Annotated in this window: 17 protein-coding genes; 14 read left to right on the top strand and 3 right to left on the bottom strand. The window is 69.7% G+C overall.

Annotated features, from left to right (window positions below):
• Positions 1-44: 44 nt before the first annotated feature.
• Entirely contained in the window at positions 45-989 is a 945-nt protein-coding gene (locus tag FQ137_RS02120; protein ID WP_255583402.1) for a patatin family protein, read from the top strand.
• Between the two features lie 71 nt (positions 990-1,060).
• Here FQ137_RS02120 and FQ137_RS15300 read toward each other — a convergent pair whose 3' ends face one another.
• Positions 1,061-1,210 carry a hypothetical protein gene (locus tag FQ137_RS15300; RefSeq protein WP_188064729.1) on the bottom strand — a complete coding sequence of 50 codons (150 nt, stop codon included), beginning with the start codon at positions 1,208-1,210 and terminating at the stop codon, positions 1,061-1,063.
• A 362-nt stretch (positions 1,211-1,572) separates the two neighbouring features.
• Here FQ137_RS15300 and FQ137_RS02115 point away from each other — a divergent pair, with 362 nt between their 5' ends.
• From FQ137_RS02115 to FQ137_RS02100, 4 genes are all read left to right on the top strand, one after another.
• Positions 1,573-3,330, top strand: a complete 1,758-nt coding sequence (locus FQ137_RS02115) for an HNH endonuclease signature motif containing protein (RefSeq protein ID WP_149290919.1) — start codon at positions 1,573-1,575, stop codon at positions 3,328-3,330.
• 106 nt (positions 3,331-3,436) lie between these two features.
• Positions 3,437-5,131 (top strand): nitrite/sulfite reductase, encoded by a 1,695-nt coding sequence (locus FQ137_RS02110; protein WP_149290918.1) that lies wholly within the window; start codon positions 3,437-3,439, stop codon positions 5,129-5,131.
• A complete protein-coding gene (locus FQ137_RS02105; protein WP_149290917.1) occupies positions 5,128-5,910 on the top strand; it encodes a phosphoadenylyl-sulfate reductase in 783 nt (260 codons plus the stop codon). The genes FQ137_RS02110 and FQ137_RS02105 overlap by 4 nt, the downstream gene beginning before the upstream one ends.
• A complete protein-coding gene (locus tag FQ137_RS02100; RefSeq protein WP_149290916.1) occupies positions 5,907-6,773 on the top strand; it encodes an NAD(P)-dependent oxidoreductase in 867 nt (288 codons plus the stop codon). The genes FQ137_RS02105 and FQ137_RS02100 overlap by 4 nt, the downstream gene beginning before the upstream one ends.
• 41 nt (positions 6,774-6,814) lie before the next feature.
• Here the strand turns inward: FQ137_RS02100 and FQ137_RS02095 are convergent, their stop codons facing one another.
• Positions 6,815-7,600, bottom strand: coding sequence for a 1-acyl-sn-glycerol-3-phosphate acyltransferase (locus FQ137_RS02095; protein ID WP_255583401.1), 786 nt, complete (start codon positions 7,598-7,600; stop codon positions 6,815-6,817).
• Between the two features lie 74 nt (positions 7,601-7,674).
• Between FQ137_RS02095 and FQ137_RS02090 the strand changes: the two genes are divergently transcribed.
• Both FQ137_RS02090 and FQ137_RS02085 read left to right on the top strand, forming a co-directional pair.
• Positions 7,675-8,406: a sirohydrochlorin chelatase gene (locus FQ137_RS02090; protein WP_255583400.1), complete on the top strand. Its 732-nt coding sequence runs from the start codon at positions 7,675-7,677 to the stop codon at positions 8,404-8,406.
• 139 nt (positions 8,407-8,545) lie between these two features.
• Positions 8,546-8,890 (top strand): Lsr2 family protein, encoded by a 345-nt coding sequence (locus FQ137_RS02085; protein WP_149290915.1) that lies wholly within the window; start codon positions 8,546-8,548, stop codon positions 8,888-8,890.
• Positions 8,891-9,036: 146 nt separating this feature from the next.
• Here FQ137_RS02085 and FQ137_RS02080 read toward each other — a convergent pair whose 3' ends face one another.
• On the bottom strand, positions 9,037-9,741 hold the full coding sequence (locus FQ137_RS02080) for an enoyl-CoA hydratase/isomerase family protein (protein ID WP_255583399.1): 705 nt from the start codon (positions 9,739-9,741) through the stop codon (positions 9,037-9,039).
• A gap of 214 nt (positions 9,742-9,955) precedes the next feature.
• Between FQ137_RS02080 and FQ137_RS02075 the strand changes: the two genes are divergently transcribed.
• From FQ137_RS02075 to FQ137_RS02045, 7 genes are read left to right on the top strand one after another with little or no spacing between them, the layout of a single operon-like run.
• Positions 9,956-10,621 (top strand): TetR/AcrR family transcriptional regulator, encoded by a 666-nt coding sequence (locus tag FQ137_RS02075; RefSeq protein WP_255583398.1) that lies wholly within the window; start codon positions 9,956-9,958, stop codon positions 10,619-10,621.
• A complete protein-coding gene (locus FQ137_RS02070; protein ID WP_149290914.1) occupies positions 10,618-11,463 on the top strand; it encodes an acyl-CoA thioesterase domain-containing protein in 846 nt (281 codons plus the stop codon). Before FQ137_RS02075 ends, FQ137_RS02070 begins: the two co-directional genes overlap by 4 nt.
• On the top strand, positions 11,460-12,281 hold the full coding sequence (locus FQ137_RS02065; RefSeq protein ID WP_149290913.1) for a maleylpyruvate isomerase family mycothiol-dependent enzyme: 822 nt from the start codon (positions 11,460-11,462) through the stop codon (positions 12,279-12,281). The genes FQ137_RS02070 and FQ137_RS02065 overlap by 4 nt, the downstream gene beginning before the upstream one ends.
• The gene (locus tag FQ137_RS02060) at positions 12,278-12,694 is read left to right on the top strand and encodes a CrcB family protein (RefSeq protein WP_149290912.1); all 417 of its coding nucleotides are present in this window, start codon (positions 12,278-12,280) and stop codon (positions 12,692-12,694) included. The genes FQ137_RS02065 and FQ137_RS02060 overlap by 4 nt, the downstream gene beginning before the upstream one ends.
• Positions 12,691-13,113, top strand: coding sequence for a CrcB family protein (locus tag FQ137_RS02055; protein WP_149290911.1), 423 nt, complete (start codon positions 12,691-12,693; stop codon positions 13,111-13,113). The genes FQ137_RS02060 and FQ137_RS02055 overlap by 4 nt, the downstream gene beginning before the upstream one ends.
• Positions 13,113-13,703 carry an RNA 2',3'-cyclic phosphodiesterase gene (gene thpR, locus FQ137_RS02050; RefSeq protein WP_149290910.1) on the top strand — a complete coding sequence of 197 codons (591 nt, stop codon included), beginning with the start codon at positions 13,113-13,115 and terminating at the stop codon, positions 13,701-13,703. Before FQ137_RS02055 ends, thpR begins: the two co-directional genes overlap by 1 nt.
• A 36-nt stretch (positions 13,704-13,739) precedes the next feature.
• Positions 13,740-14,366 carry a nucleosidase gene (locus tag FQ137_RS02045; RefSeq protein ID WP_149290909.1) on the top strand — a complete coding sequence of 209 codons (627 nt, stop codon included), beginning with the start codon at positions 13,740-13,742 and terminating at the stop codon, positions 14,364-14,366.
• The last annotated feature ends 106 nt before the right edge of the window (positions 14,367-14,472 follow it).

Genomic DNA, 14,472 nt, shown 5'->3' with positions numbered 1-14,472 from the left:
TAATGGATGCGCGGGCATGCCACCAAAGCTCCTAGGGTGGGGGTGTGACGGATACGAGATCGAGTGGCGCTCAGGGCGCGGCGCAGGCGGATGTGCGGTCGGCGGAGCTGGTGCCGACCGCGCCGGACGTCGCCCTGCTGTTCGAGGGCGGTGGGATGCGGGCGGTGCACACTGCCGGTGTCGTGGAGACCTTGATCGAGGCGGGCATCCACACCGGTCTGGTCGCCGGGATCTCGGCGGGCGCGTCCCACCTCGCTAACTATGTTTCTCGCGACGCCGTGCGGGCGCGGAAGAGCTTTGTGGAGATGGCGGGGGATCCGAACTTCGGCGACTGGCGCAGTTTTGCTCGCGGCAAGGGGCTTTTCAACGCCGAGTACATCTACGAGCAGGCCGGACTCCCGGACCAGGTGCTTCCATATGACTTCGAGACGTTTGACGCCAGCGGTACCGCTGCGCGGATCGGAACGTTCCGGTGTTCGGACGGCGAGACCGTCTTCTGGACGGAGGATGATGTCGCCTCGATGGGCGACCTCATGCGGATGGTGCGGTCGTCGTCGACGATGCCGGTGTGGATGCCGCCCGTGTTGATCGACGGCGAGTACTACGTGGACGGGGCCCTGGGCCGTGACGGGGGGATCCCGCTGTCGGCGGCTCGTGAGGCGGGATTCGAGAAGTTTCTCGTAGTGCTGACCCAGCCTGAGGGGTACCGGAAGATCCCGCCCCGTCGCCTTACCCCGTTCTATCGTTCCTACTTCCGCCGTTTTCCTGCGGTGGGGGAGGCACTCCAGCACCGGTGGGCGCTCTACAACGAGACTCTCGACGAGATCGAGGCGTTGGAGCAGTCGGGGGATGCGTTGGTCTTCCGGCCGGAGCGGGTGATGATCAGGAGTTACGAGCGGCGGGTCGACCGGCTCGCCGAGGCGTATGTCCTGGGGCGCGAGCAGGCCCGGCGCGAAGTCGACACCTGGCTGGACTTCTGCGGGCTCTGACCTTGGCTAGGCGCGAAGCACCGCGGTCGCCTGGAGTGCGCGACCGCGGCGTTCCGTGTAGTCGAGTCGGATCAGGAGCCGAAGAGCGCTGCGCCACCGCTCAGGGTTCCGAGAATGTATGCCGGGAGCCTCAACAGGCCGTCGATTGCGGCTGAGCCGAAGGGGCCGGGTGCAAGATTGGCCGATCCGATTGCTAAGCCTTCCCAGAAGTCAGAGAACATAGTGAGTTCCTTTCGACAGTGCTGGCCACACGCTGTGACCTACGTCTCACAAGCTACGGCGGGGGGCTGGGATTTACTACCGCAGGCCAACTTCGAGAGGTCACTTAAGCCATTTACTAAGCCATTCTCTGCAGATTCGTCCGTTGGTGAAAAGCCACCAATTTGTGAGTTTTCCCGTCTCCGCGCGTGAGGTGACGCCGTCGGGCGGCTGCGGCGTGAATGGCGAGCGGTGCAATCGGCAGTCGTCAAATCGAACCGTGTGGTTGCCCGGTTTTGACCCTTGCCTGCTCGAATGTGTGTGCGTAATGTAGAACACAAGTTCGATACTGATTCGCCACCGAGAGGTGAAGGGGTGGGGGCGCATGGGCGGCAACGCAGACCGCGCGGCAGGGGGCCCGCCTTCGTCCGGTGACGGCGCCGACTCCTCGTCGCCCAGTTTGTTGGCCGGGGTGCGTGCGGGGTGGATGGCGGAGAATCGGGCGGCGGCGCAGCGGTTGGTGGCCTGTTACGAGTTGTTTCGTCAGTGTCAGCGTCAGGAGGAGTCCGGGGTGGGGGCGGGTGAGTGTCGGCCCGGGCATGCGGTGGTCGATCCGGTCGAGGTGGCGGTCGGGTATGTGGTGGCGGTGATGGCGGTCTCGACTAGGCGGGCCGAGGCGATGATCACCTTCGCGTTCGATCTGCATACCCGGTATCCGGCGGTGCTGGCCGCGCTGTCGGCGGGGCGGCTCGATCAGCGTGCCGCGCAGGTGTTGGCCTCGCAGATGGCCACCGTCCACGTCGACGTGCTGGAGTTGGTGCAGCAGCAGGTCGTGGAGGATTACCTCGCCGCGATCGAGGGCGGGATCCGGTTGGGGGAGAAAGCGGTCCGCGGCAACGTTGATGCGATCATCGCCCGCTACGACGCCGACGGTCTGCGCCTGCGCCGCCGGGAGGCCGCGCGCACCCGGGGCGTGCGGTTCCACAAAGGCATCGACGGGATGTCGAGTGTGTCGGCGACACTGGCCACCGAAGAGGCCGCCGTGCTGGCCGAGGCGCTGGACCACCGCGTGGCCGACCACAAGTACGCCGACGCCCAAGCCCGGGCCAACACCGCCGCCAACGTTGATGCGGCCACCGCCGGCGACGACGGCGCCGCCCGCGACAAGGACGAGGACTATTCCCTGGCCGAGCGTCGCGCGGATGCGCTGATGTCCCTGCTCTGTGGCGATACCGGCCTCACCGGTCCCCCCAGTGCTGCCGGTCGACCCGGCGCCGGCGGTGCTGCTGGTGTGGGATTGGTGCCGTTGCGGCCGCAGGTCACCGTCATCGCCACCGGCAATGATGCCCGCGATGAGGGTGGGGTGCGGGTGGAGTTCACCCGCACCGGTCAGGCCGCCCTGCAGGCGTTGCTGGACCTGCTCGCCGCCAGCGACGGCGCCAGCCTCGAGCGCCTCGATCCCGGTATCGGCGCCGCCGACGATGCCCGGGCCGCCCTGACCTACCGGCCCGGCGCCGCGCTGGCCCGCCGGATCCGGTTGCGCGATGGCACCTGCCGCCATCCCGGCTGCGCGGTGCCGGCCGACCACTGCGACCTCGACCATGCCGCCCCGTTCAACCACGCCGACCCCGACCGTGGTGGTCACACCGTCGAAGGCAACCTGGTGTGCCTGTGCCGGCGCCATCACCGGTTCAAAACATTCTCCGACTGGAGCTACACCCTCGCGCCCGACGGCACCCTGCACGTGACCACCCCGGACGGCTCCACCATGCGCACCCGCCCCTGCGGGCCGCTGGCGCAGTACCGGCGCGAGCAGGCCGATGCCGAGACCCAGGCATGGCAACGCCAACAACCCCGCAACCCCGACCCCACCGACACCGACCCCACCGACGCCGAGCCGACCTTCTGGTCCCGCCGCGCCACCCGCCACCGCACCGAACGCGCCCGCACCGAACACGCCCGCACCGCACCCGCGCCCACTTCAGGCACGAGCAACAACGACCCCGCAGCCAACCAGACCAGCCCCAACACCGTCAGTCGCTGGTGGGCCCGCAACACACCCCACCACAGCGAAATAGAAAAGGGCATCCGAACCCTCCTCCACGACCACCTCGACGAACTCATCGACCCACCACCGTTCTAGGTTGACTGGCGGTCTGACGGTCGGCCTGTGGCCGCGATGGGCTCAGCTGCGAGCATTAGGAGACCCTGTGTAGACAGACCAGTCTGTACGAACTATCGTCTGCGGCATGACCGACACGGCAGCCGCCCCCAGTCCCGCCCGCCCCGTGCGCGCACCCAAGCCCAAGGGCCAGTGGAAGATTGACGGCAAGCTCGAGCTGAATCACAACGAGGTGTTCAAGGCCGAGGACGACGCGCTAAACGTCAAGCAGCGCATCATCGACGTCTATTCTCGCGAGGGCTTCGCATCGATCCCAGCCGACGATCTCAGTGGACGGTTCCGCTGGATGGGCCTGTATACCCAGCGTAAGCAGGGAATTGATGGCGCTCGTACCTCGAAGCTCGAGGCCGACGAGTTGCAGGACGAGTACTTTATGATGCGCGTACGGATCGACGGTGGCGCGTTGAGCACCGAGCAGCTGCGAGTGGTGGCCGGGGTGTCGACCGAATTCGCCCGCAACTCGGCCGACGTCTCTGACCGGCAGAACATCCAGTACCACTGGATCCGGATCGAGGACGTCCCGGAGATCTGGCGACGTTTTGACGAGGTCGGGCTGACCACGATGGAGGCGTGCGGCGACTGCCCGCGAGTCGTCCTGGGAAGCCCCGTCGCGGGCATCTCGGCCGACGAGATCGTGGACCCGAGCCCCGCGATCGCCGAGATCAAGGACAGGTACATCGGCAGCCCCGAGTTCTCCAACCTGCCGCGCAAGTACAAGACCGCGTTCACCGGGCATCCGAGCCTGGATGTGGTGCACGAGATCAACGACATCGCGTTCGTCGGCGTCGTCCACCCCGAACTCGGCGCAGGATACGACCTGTGGGTCGGCGGCGGACTGTCCACGAACCCCCATCTGGCGTTGCGTCTCGGCACCTTCGTCCGCCCCGACGAGGCTGTCCATGTCTGGCACGGCGTGACGAGCCTCTTCCGCGACTACGGTTATCGCGCCCAGCGCACCCGCAACCGCCTCAAGTTCCTCGTCAAGGACTGGGGCGTGGAGAAGTTCCGCCAGGTCCTGCAGGACGAGTATCTGGGACGCGAACTGCCGGATGGCCCGGCGCCCGCCAAGGCCACAAAGCCCGGAGACCACATCGGCGTCTTCGAGCAGAAGGACGGCCGATACTACGTGGGCGCCACCACGACAGTCGGCCGGGCCGGCGGAGACGTGCTGGCCAAGGTCGCCGATCTCGCCGAGGCCGCCGGCTCGCAGCGCATCCGCTTCACCCCCCACCAGGGCGTCCTCGTGCTCGACGTCGAAGAGGACCGGGTCGACGCGCTGGTCGAGGGCCTCGCCGCGGTCGGACTTCATGCCAAGCCGAGCTCCTTCCGCCGCTGGACCATGGCATGCACCGGGATCGAGTACTGCAAGCTCGCCTTTGTCGACACCAAGGACTCGGCCGCCTCGCTAGTCGACGAGCTGGAAAAGCGATTCGCCGACGACGCTCCGCTCGACACCCCCGTGTCGATCCACCTCAACGGTTGCCCCAACAGCTGCGCTCGGATCCAGACTGCCGACATCGGACTCAAGGGTCAGCTGCTCGACGGCGACACCCCCGGCTTCCAGGTCCACCTGGGCGGCGGGCTCGCGTCGACACACCGCGATGAAGGCGGCCTGGGTCGGACGGTCCGAGGACTGCGCGTGCCCACCGCGGAACTCGCCGACTACGTCGAGCGAGTGATCCGCCGCTACGTCGACGACCGCAGCGCCGGCGAGACTTTCGCAGCGTGGGCTCACCGAGCAGACGAGGAGGTGCTCGTGTGACCGCCATCGGACTCGAATTGCTGCCGCGCAGCACCGTCCTGACCCCCGGCCCCGGCCGGCGCCGCACCACCGAAGAGCTCAAGGCCATCGCTGAGGAAGCGGGACGTCGCTTCGATGACCGTGGCCTCTACGGCAATCACTCCGAGATCGATCCGGCCGAGGTCCTGGCCTGGGCCGGGGAGACCTTCGGCGACGCACTCGCGGTGGCCTGCTCCATGGCCAACACGGTCGTGCCCGAGATGACCGCACCCCACGCCCCCGGCGTGGACGTGCTGTTCCTGGACACCAGCTACCACTTCTCCGAGACCGTCGGGGTCCGTGACGCACTCGCGGCGACGCCCGGCCTCAACGTCGTGGACGTGCGCAGCCCGGCAAGCCGCTCCGAGCATGAGGCCGCCCTCGGCCCGCGCCCCTACGACACCGACCCCGAGCTGTGCTGCCGCCTCCGCAAAGTGGAGCCGCTCGACGCCGCCCTGTCCGGGTACGAGGCGTGGATCACCGGCCTGCGCCGTGTGGACACCGACCACCGGGCGGGCGCGGCCATGGTCGAGTGGGACGAGAAGCACGCCATGGTCAAGATCAATCCGCTGGTCGCGTGGACACTCCAGCGCGTCCACGACTACGCGGCCGAGCACGGCTGCCTGCTCAACCCACTGCTTGACGACGGCTACCCGTCGATCGGCTGCGAGCCCTGCACGCGCCGCGTGGAGGCCGGGGCGGACCCGCGCTCGGGTCGCTGGGCGGGCTCGTCCAAGACCGAGTGCGGAATCCACTTGTGACCGCCGCACTCTCGGCGGCGTCCGCCGGCCCCGCTCCGGCCCCCGCGCTGGACGGGCTTCCGCTCACCGTGGGGCTGGCGGGCCGCGAGGTACTGCTCGTCGGGGCCGGGCCAGTCTCGGCCCGCCGGGCGGTGACCTTTCTCGAGGCCGGTGCGAACCTGCGTGTCGTGGCGCCGCACGTCGACCCGGCCATGGCCGATCTTGCTGAGCGGGCCGGCGATCGGCTCGTCGTCGTGGTCAGGCCGTTCACCACCGCGGACTTGGACACTCCCTGGATGGTGCACGTCGCCACCGGCGACCGCCGGGTTGACGCGCAGGTAGCCGCGCTGTGCGACGAACGCCGGATCTGGTGCGTCACGGCCGGGGACTCCGCTCTGGGCTCCGTGCGGGTGCCCGCGCGCACGGCGGTGGCGACCCCCGCCGGCCTGGTGCGCATCGCCGTCGACTCGGGCGACCCCCGGCGGTCCGTGCGCGTCGGGCGGCACGTGGCACGTTCGCTGGCCACCGCTCCCGCGGGCCTGCGCGCGCGGCGTCGGCCGGCCACCGGGTGGGTGGCGTTGGTGGGGGGCACCGGTGACGGTGACCTGCTCACCGTGCGTGCGCGACGACTCGTCCACGCCGCGGACGTCCTGGTCGTGGACGGTGCGGCCGATCGCGGGCTCGTGGCTGAGCTCGACGACGACGTCGAGGTGCTCGAGACCGGACCCGACCTGCCCGCCGCTCGCGTAGCCGAACTGGTGGCAGCGCGATTCGCCGCGGGGCTCGGGGTCGTGCGTATCGCGGCGGCGGCCTCCCTGGCTGCGCGGGCCCGCGAACTCGAGGCTGTCGGGGTGGAGTTCGACGTCGTTCCCGGGGTGGTCTGACCGGCGGCTGGCTCCTCGCCCGGATCAGGTGGCCCTATCCGCTATCCGGTTCCACGCGTCCAGGCGTCGGTGAGAGCGTGCTCGATACCGTCCCGGACCGCGTGCCGCACTTCGTCGATCGTGGGCGGGGGCCCGGAGTCCCACAGCACGGGAGTCCCGACGGCGGCGACGGCGTGACGCGGCGGGAGTGTGGCGCGCTCGCGCCCGTGATAGACGAGCCCCACCGGCAGGACCGCCACCCTGGCTCCCGCCTCCCGGGCGCCGCTGACCATCATCCCGATCCCCTTCTTCACGGAGTCGAGTCGCAGGGTGCGCAGATCGTCGGCGGAGGAATTGGTGCCCTCGACGAAGGTCAACACCACGCCGCCGTCGACGAGTCGGTTCACGCACACGTCGATGAGGCGGGCGGCTGCAGCATCGTGAATCTCCGAGGCCGTGCCCTGGTAGTTCTTCGCGCGGAAGACCGGCACGGTGCCCGTGTACTCAAATACCGGCCGGAGGGGGCCGCGGAAGAGCGGATCCTTGGTCAGGCCCATGCCGCCGGAGAGGAACCGGACCCGCTTGTCGAACAGTACCGACGCCAGCACCGTCGGATCATGCGCGGACGGGTGATTGGCCCCCACAACGATCCCGACTCCGTCATCGTGGAGCCGGTGCAACTCGGTGACGATCTCGGGCGAGATCCGCAGCCGGGGCCGATAGATCGCGTCGACCAGGGTGAGCAGCGGATTGGTGAAGCCGTCCCGTCGCCGTCCGGCCCCGTAGAAGTCGTACACGGCCTCCCAGTTGGCGACGGTCACCTCAGGGCGCCCTCCCGATATGTTCATCCGCCCTGTGTTCATGCACCAAGTGTCGCCGAGCGGATGCCTGACCGCACGCGGATTGCGGCATGCTCGGAAGGGTGAGCACACTCGGGATGTCGCGGAGTCGGACCACCACGCAGAACCCCCGCCTACTGATGGTTGCGCACGGCACCCGGTCCGCCACCGGCCGCCGGGTCCTGGGACGGGTCCTACTCGAGGCGCGCAAGCAACTGCCAGAGGTGGACTGCCGGCTCGCCTGGGTGGACGTGCAGTCGCCCGGTCCGGCCCGCGTCCTCGCGGACGGCGCACCGACGGTCGTGGTCCCGGCTTTCCTCGCGCGCGGGTTCCACGTCATTCACGACGTCGGGCAGGCCTGCCGAGACGCCCCCGGGCCGGTCGCACAGACGCCGCACCTGGGCGCCGCACCGGAGGTCGTGCGGGCGCTGATGCAGCGGCTCGCCGAGTCCGGCGCGGTGGGTGCATTCGGCGCCGATGCCGTGGTGCTGGGCGCCGCGGGGAGTAAGGACGAGTCGTCGCTCGCGGAGACCAGGACACTGGCCGAGGAACTCTCCGCCCTGCTCAGCGTGCCGGTGACCTCGGGTTTCGCATCCGCCGCGAGCCCGACCGTCGCCGAGGCGGTCGAGCGGTTCCGCGCGGACGGGCGGCGGCGAATAGCGGTGGCGACCCACCTGCTCGCCCCGGGATTCTTCGCGGACCGGATGGCGGCGGCGGGCGGAGATATCACCTCGCCTCCGCTCGGCGCGCACCCGGAAATCGTTGATCTGGTTGTTCGCAGATATCGCGAGAATTCCCGTTCAATCGTTTATTGACACCTGTGAGACATATCGAAAGGTCAGCAGCGGAAACATTCACGAGAGCTTTTCAGCTATATATGTATGTGCATATGTCGAGTTGTTTGTGCATAATGACTACCACTAGCGAAATGGGTCGGTCTAGGGAGAAGAAAACATGGCTCAACAGTTCCAGGTGCAGTACATCGACGACCTTGACGGAACGGATCTGGGAAGCGTAGCCAATACGATTTCGTTCGCGTTTGACGGCAAGGAATACACGATCGACCTCAGCGATGAGAATGCTGAGAAGTTCCGCGAGGTGATGGCGCCTTACGTCGAGAACGGTCATCGGGTGTCCAGCAGCAAGGCAAAACCCGCACGTCGGGCGTCGGCCCGGTCGTCGTCGCCCTCGGGTGATACCAAGGCGATTCGCGAATGGGCCCGTAACAATGGCTACGAGGTCTCCGACCGCGGCCGAATTCCGGGCGACATCATGGACGCCTACGCTGCTGCCAACTGAGGTCGGCGTGTACTGGGCGCGGCGTGTACTGAGAGCAGCGGAGTAGAGCTCAGGAGAACCGCGCGCTGAAAGGCCCGCATTCCCGGCCAGGGGATGCGGGCCTTTCCTATTGCCGGGAGTCCGGGTGCGGACGCAGCCGCCCCGGTTCAGAGCCGATCGATGGGCTCGTCCAGGTGAGGCAGGATTCCCGCGACGAGCCCCGCGCGGATTCCTGCGTAGTTCGTGCCGCGCAGGGGGGCCAGTTCTGCCGCAATCGTCACGGCCCGGTCAACCACCGTGTCGGCGTCAGCGGCCTCGTGCACGATCCCGGCGGATACCGCGTCGGCGGCGGTGTACCGGCGGGACGTGAGCATCGCAGTGGCCGCCACCGGGGCACTGAGCCGACCGGTGATGAGCGCGTTCATCCCTGCCGGGAACGGCATCCCCAGCTTCGCCTCGGGCAGGTTCCAGAAGCCGCGGTCCGCGCGCATCAGACGGTGGTCATGGCTCACTGCGAGCATCGCCCCGGCGCCGAATGCGTGCCCGTTGACCGCGGCGACCGTCGGCAGATCGAGCCGCAGCACGCGGGCGAGGACCCGCTGAACGCGGGAGACGTACGCCGGCAGCCCCTCGGGATCCGAACCGACGATCCCCAGATCGAGTCCGTTGGAGTAGAACTTCCCAGCCCCCGTGGTGACGAGCGCAGCCGGCCCCTCGGCCGCCTCGACCTCGTCGAGCGCGGCGCCGAGCGCGTCGAGGAACTCGGGCGAGAAGGTGTTGTCGGGCGCCTCGGCCGGATCCTCCGGGTCGGAGAAGCGGAGGACGAAGACGGACTCGTGGCGGCTCAGGGAGGGCAGGTTCTGTGACGTCATGGGTTCACAGTAACCGCGGAGAGTCGCGGTGTTCACCCGCCCGGAACACCGTCACAGGAGATGGGACACCGTTACCACGGCGTGTGCAGTGCACCGCGCCGGTGCGGGTCCGAAGGCGTCATTGCGGGGTCGCGACGTCGGTATCACGGTGTCTGCCACGACACGCCACGCCGCTATGACGCTGATGTCGTCGTCGACGTCGTACCCTGCCGGGGTGACCCCAACCTCGCCGCGCGCGGCCACCCGCGCCCCTCACCACGCCCAGTACGACGAGACGCTGCGCCGGGGGATCCTCGACGAGGCCACGCGACGGCTCCGGGACGCGGCACCGGAGACGCTGGGCCTGCGGCCGCTCGCGGCCTCCCAGGGCACGTCCACGACAGCCATCTACACGATGTTCGGCGGCAAGACCGGACTCCTCGCGGCCGTCGCGGTCGAGGCCGACCAGCAGCTCGCCGCGGCGCTGCGCGACTCCCTTCGCTACGACAGCGTCGAGAGTGATATGCGGTCACTGTGCCGGACGTACCGGCGGTGGGCGCTGGAGAACGAGGGGCTGTACGGGCTGGTCGTGGGGGAGCCCGTCCGTACGCCGCGGGCCGGTACCGTCGACGCGCTGTGGCGGGAACCGCTGCTCGAGGTGGTCGACGCAGCTGTGGACGAGGGCGTGTTCCGGTCCGGCGACGTGCACGAGACCGCCACGACAATCTGGGCGTCGTTGCACGGGGTGGTGTCGCTGGAGTTGAGCGTGTGGCGATCCTCGCCCAGCGCCGAGCAATACTTCGAGACGCAGCTCGCGGCGATTCTGCGGTCGTGGGCGGCCGGGTCGGCGGGCGGCGCCGCGCGGCACGGTGCCACTGGCACGGACGGGGTGGCCCGATGAGCGAACGCGCCTTCTTCACCGTCGACGACACCGGGGCCTACGTCCCCACCATCTTCGCGCGCAGCGCCTGGTCAGACAGCATGGTCAACGGCCCGGCCGTGGTGGCGGCGGCCGCACGGGCTCTCGAGGCCGAGCACGGCGCAGAGGGTTTCCAACCCGCCCGCCTCACGGTGGACCTGTTCGCCCCGGTGCGCAACGAACCGCTGGTGGCGCACACCGAGGAAGTCCGCGCCGGGAACCGCATCCGGGTGGCCGACGTCCAGCTGAGCCAGGGTGGGAAGGCGGTCGCCCGGGCGACCCTCGTGCAGTTACGCCGCGGCGAGCAGCCACCAGGCCGGATCTGGCGGTCGGGCCGGCGAGTTCATCCGCCGGCGGGGGCCGGCACCTCGGCGGATGGGCCCGGGTCCAACGTCCACTTCGGTAGCGGTGACGACCCGGACTCGTGGGACCGGGAGATGGGCCTACACCAGAACGACCAGCGCAAACGGTTCTGGCAGCAACCCCTCGACGTGATCGTGGGCGAGAGCTCGACGCCGTTCCAGCGCGCAGCGACGCTGGCGGAGTCCACGAGCCTCATGGCGCACTGGGGCGACGAGGGGATCGGCTTCATCAACGCAGACCTCACCGTCGCGCTGGCCCGACTGCCCCAGTCGCGTGACCTGGGTATCGAAGCCGACGAGCACATCAGCGTGGACGGCGTCGCCGTCGGCACCGCCTCGCTGTTCGACCGCGAGGGCGTGTTCGCGACCGGCACCGTGGTGGCCGTCTCCAACGCCGGGCGCCAGATCGACTTCACCCGGCGCGGCCCGGGCGGGGACTCCCAGAAGGCCACCCGCGTATGACCGCCCGGCTCGGCCACGCCAGAATGCTCGACGCCCTCGAGGCGCAGGTCGGGCTGGTGCGGTTCGCGCTGGGCGGGGGCGCGGACCTCACCGCCCCGGTGACCTCGTGCCCGGGCTGGACCATCCGCGACCTGGTGGTCCACCTCGGCACCGTCAACTGGTGGAGCGGGGCCACCGTCCGCGAGGCCACGCCCGACGAGCGGACCCGCGGGATGAGTGCGGTGACACGGTCCGCGCCACCCGCGTCCGAGGGCATCGCCGCACTCACCGACTGGTACGCGGGTCTCGCTGCCGAGATGCTCGGGACGTTCACCGACACCGACCCCGGCGATCCCGCCTGGACCTTCTCCGGCCCGGGCCGCGCCGACTTTTGGCTGCGGCGCCAGCTGCACGAGACCCTGGTCCACCGCTGGGACATCGAGAACTCCCTCCACGGTCCCGCCGCGACCACGCCGGTGTCGGAGGACGTCGCGGTCGACACCGTCGACGAGTTCTGCACCGTCATGCGCCCGCACATGGCAGACCACGTGCCGCCGCTCGCGGTGACGATCCGCCTGCGCGGCATCCCCCATGCCCCGGAGGGATCGGCTGCGGTCGGTCTCGCCGCCGGCGCCGAGCCGGTTGGCGCGACAGCCCTCGGCGGGCTGGAATGGCAGCTTCCCGGTTCGGACGGGACCGATGGGGTCGAGGTTGCAGGACCTCCGGAGACACTTGCCCTGCTGCTGTGGGGCCGCGTCGGCACCGACGCCGCGGGCCTGGAGATCACCGGCGACCGCGATGGGCTCGTCGCCGCACTGGAGGCCGGACTGTCGACGTGAGGTTCCCCGCCGCCGTCGCCCTGGTCGCCCTCGGTGGGGCCGCCGGGACCTACGCGCGCGTCGTGGTGTCCCTGGTCGTCCCCGATCCGGCGCTCGCCTCGACCCTGGCCGTCAACATTGTGGGGGCGTTCGCGCTCGGGTACCTGTCGACTCGGCTCGCCGATGGTGGAAACGGTTCTGGTAGACGACGACGAGGGCTGCGACTGCTGTTCGGCACCGGATTCTGCGGCGGGTTCACCACCTACTCGCTCATCGCGCTGCAGGCCGCCACGCTCCTGCAGCAAGGCGAAGTCCCCGTCGCGGTTGCGTACGGTGCCATCACGCTGGCAGCGGGCGCCGTGGCCACGCTGCTCGGGATCGTGCTGGCGTCCCGGCGGCGACCGAGCGGGGTGCGGGCGGTCGCGCGATCATGACCTTCGCACCCGTGGGTTGGGATGACGTCCTGCTGGCCGGGTGGATCGCACTCGGGGGCGGCGCCGGCGCGGCGCTGCGGTACGCGGTGGACGTGGCGGTGTCGTCGCGCTGGCGGCGCACGTTCCCCCTGGCGACGTTCCTCATCAACGTGTCGGGCTCCCTTGCCCTCGCGCTGCTCATCGGGTGGGTGTACGCGGGCGGCGAGGCCGAGGGGCAGTCGCTGCCCGTCACCATGATCGGCACCGGCCTCCTCGGCGGCTACACAACCTTCTCCACCGCCAGCTATGACACCCTGCGCCTGTCCCGGGACGGGCGGGTCGGCATGGCACTGGCCTATGCGGTGGGCACGATGGTCTCTACGGTTGCCGTCGCCACTGTGGGCTTGTGGCTCGGCGCGTGGTGGGCCACGGTGGGGTGATGGGACACCGGATGTTCGTTGCGGTGATACCGCCGGAGAACGTACGCGAGGAGATGGAGCGGTTCCTCGAGCCGCGACCTGGTCTGGCGTGGACCAACCCCGCCCAGTGGCACCTCACGCTGACGTTTTGCCCCGATGTGGACGACTGGCGCATTGACGAGCTGACCGAGCGGCTGGAGGCGGTCGCCCGCAAGCACGAACCGTTCGGGCTGCGACTCGCCGGTGCCGGGGCGTTCCCGTCGGTCGAGCGGGCCAAGGTGCTGTGGGCGGGGGTCGACCAGTCTGACCAGCGGCCACTCAACGCCCTCGCCGCGGGCGCACGGTCTGCCGCGAATGCCTCGGGCTGCGTCCCGGACGGTGCCCGGTTTCGTCCGCATCTCACCCTCGCCCGATTGTCCGGCCGTGACGACGCCACCGCATGGCTGCGGGTGCTCGACACGTTCTCGAGCAGCAACTGGGAGGTCTCTGAGATCGCGCTCGTCGACTCGTTCCTCGGGGAGGGGCCCCGCGGCCGGGCCCGCCACGAGGTGGTGGCCCGGCTTCCGCTGGGCGCGCACGAGCGACGCTGGTGGGTCCCGCCCACCGGCTGATCTGCGGGTTATCGCGCGCCCGCTACCGTATGGCGCGTGGAACTCATCGGAACCGTGGATCCTGCTCACCCGCTCGTCGTCGTCGCACTGGAGCAGGAGGCGCGGCACTTCGTCACCGACTTCCCGGTCCTCGTCACCGGCGTGGGCAAGGTGCGCGCGGCCGTGGCCGTCGCGCACGCCCTCGGCGGCGGAGTGCGCCCCCGCGAGCTGGTCAACGTGGGCACCGCCGGCGGGCTGCACCCGGGCATGGAGGGCACGCACGAGATCGCGACCGTGTTCCAGCACGACTTCGACGACCCCGCCCTGCACGCTGTCACCGGTCGGCACGACGGCCCGCCGCTGGCCCTGTCCGCCACGCGGGCGGTGACCCCCGAGCCCGCCGCCGCGCCGTCGAGGCCCGGCGGATCGGCTGCGCCCGTGCTCGCGACCGGGGACAGCTTCGTCGCTGGCGGCCCGGTACGAAACCGCCTGGCCGGCATCGCGGACCTGGTGGACATGGAGGGGTACGCGGTGGCCGCGGCGGGAGCGATGCTGGGGGTCCCCACACGGCTGGTCAAGCACGTCTCGGATTCCGCCGACGAGTCCGCGGGTACCACGTGGGTAGAGGGTGTCGACGCCTGCGCGCGGATCCTGGCGGAGTGGGTGGGCACCCGGCTGGGCTGATCGGGACCGGCTGGGCCGATCGCGGGTGCTGCCCTGGTGTGTAGTCACCCTGTCAGCGGGTCCGGCCACCTCTGCTGGGAGAACGCTGCGCGGAGTGACTCAACGG

Source organism: Dietzia sp. ANT_WB102 (assembly GCF_008369165.1).
Lineage (GTDB): Bacteria > Actinomycetota > Actinomycetes > Mycobacteriales > Mycobacteriaceae > Dietzia.
The sequence above is the reverse complement of the archived record's forward strand: the minus strand, read 5'-3'. Positions and strand labels throughout refer to the sequence as shown.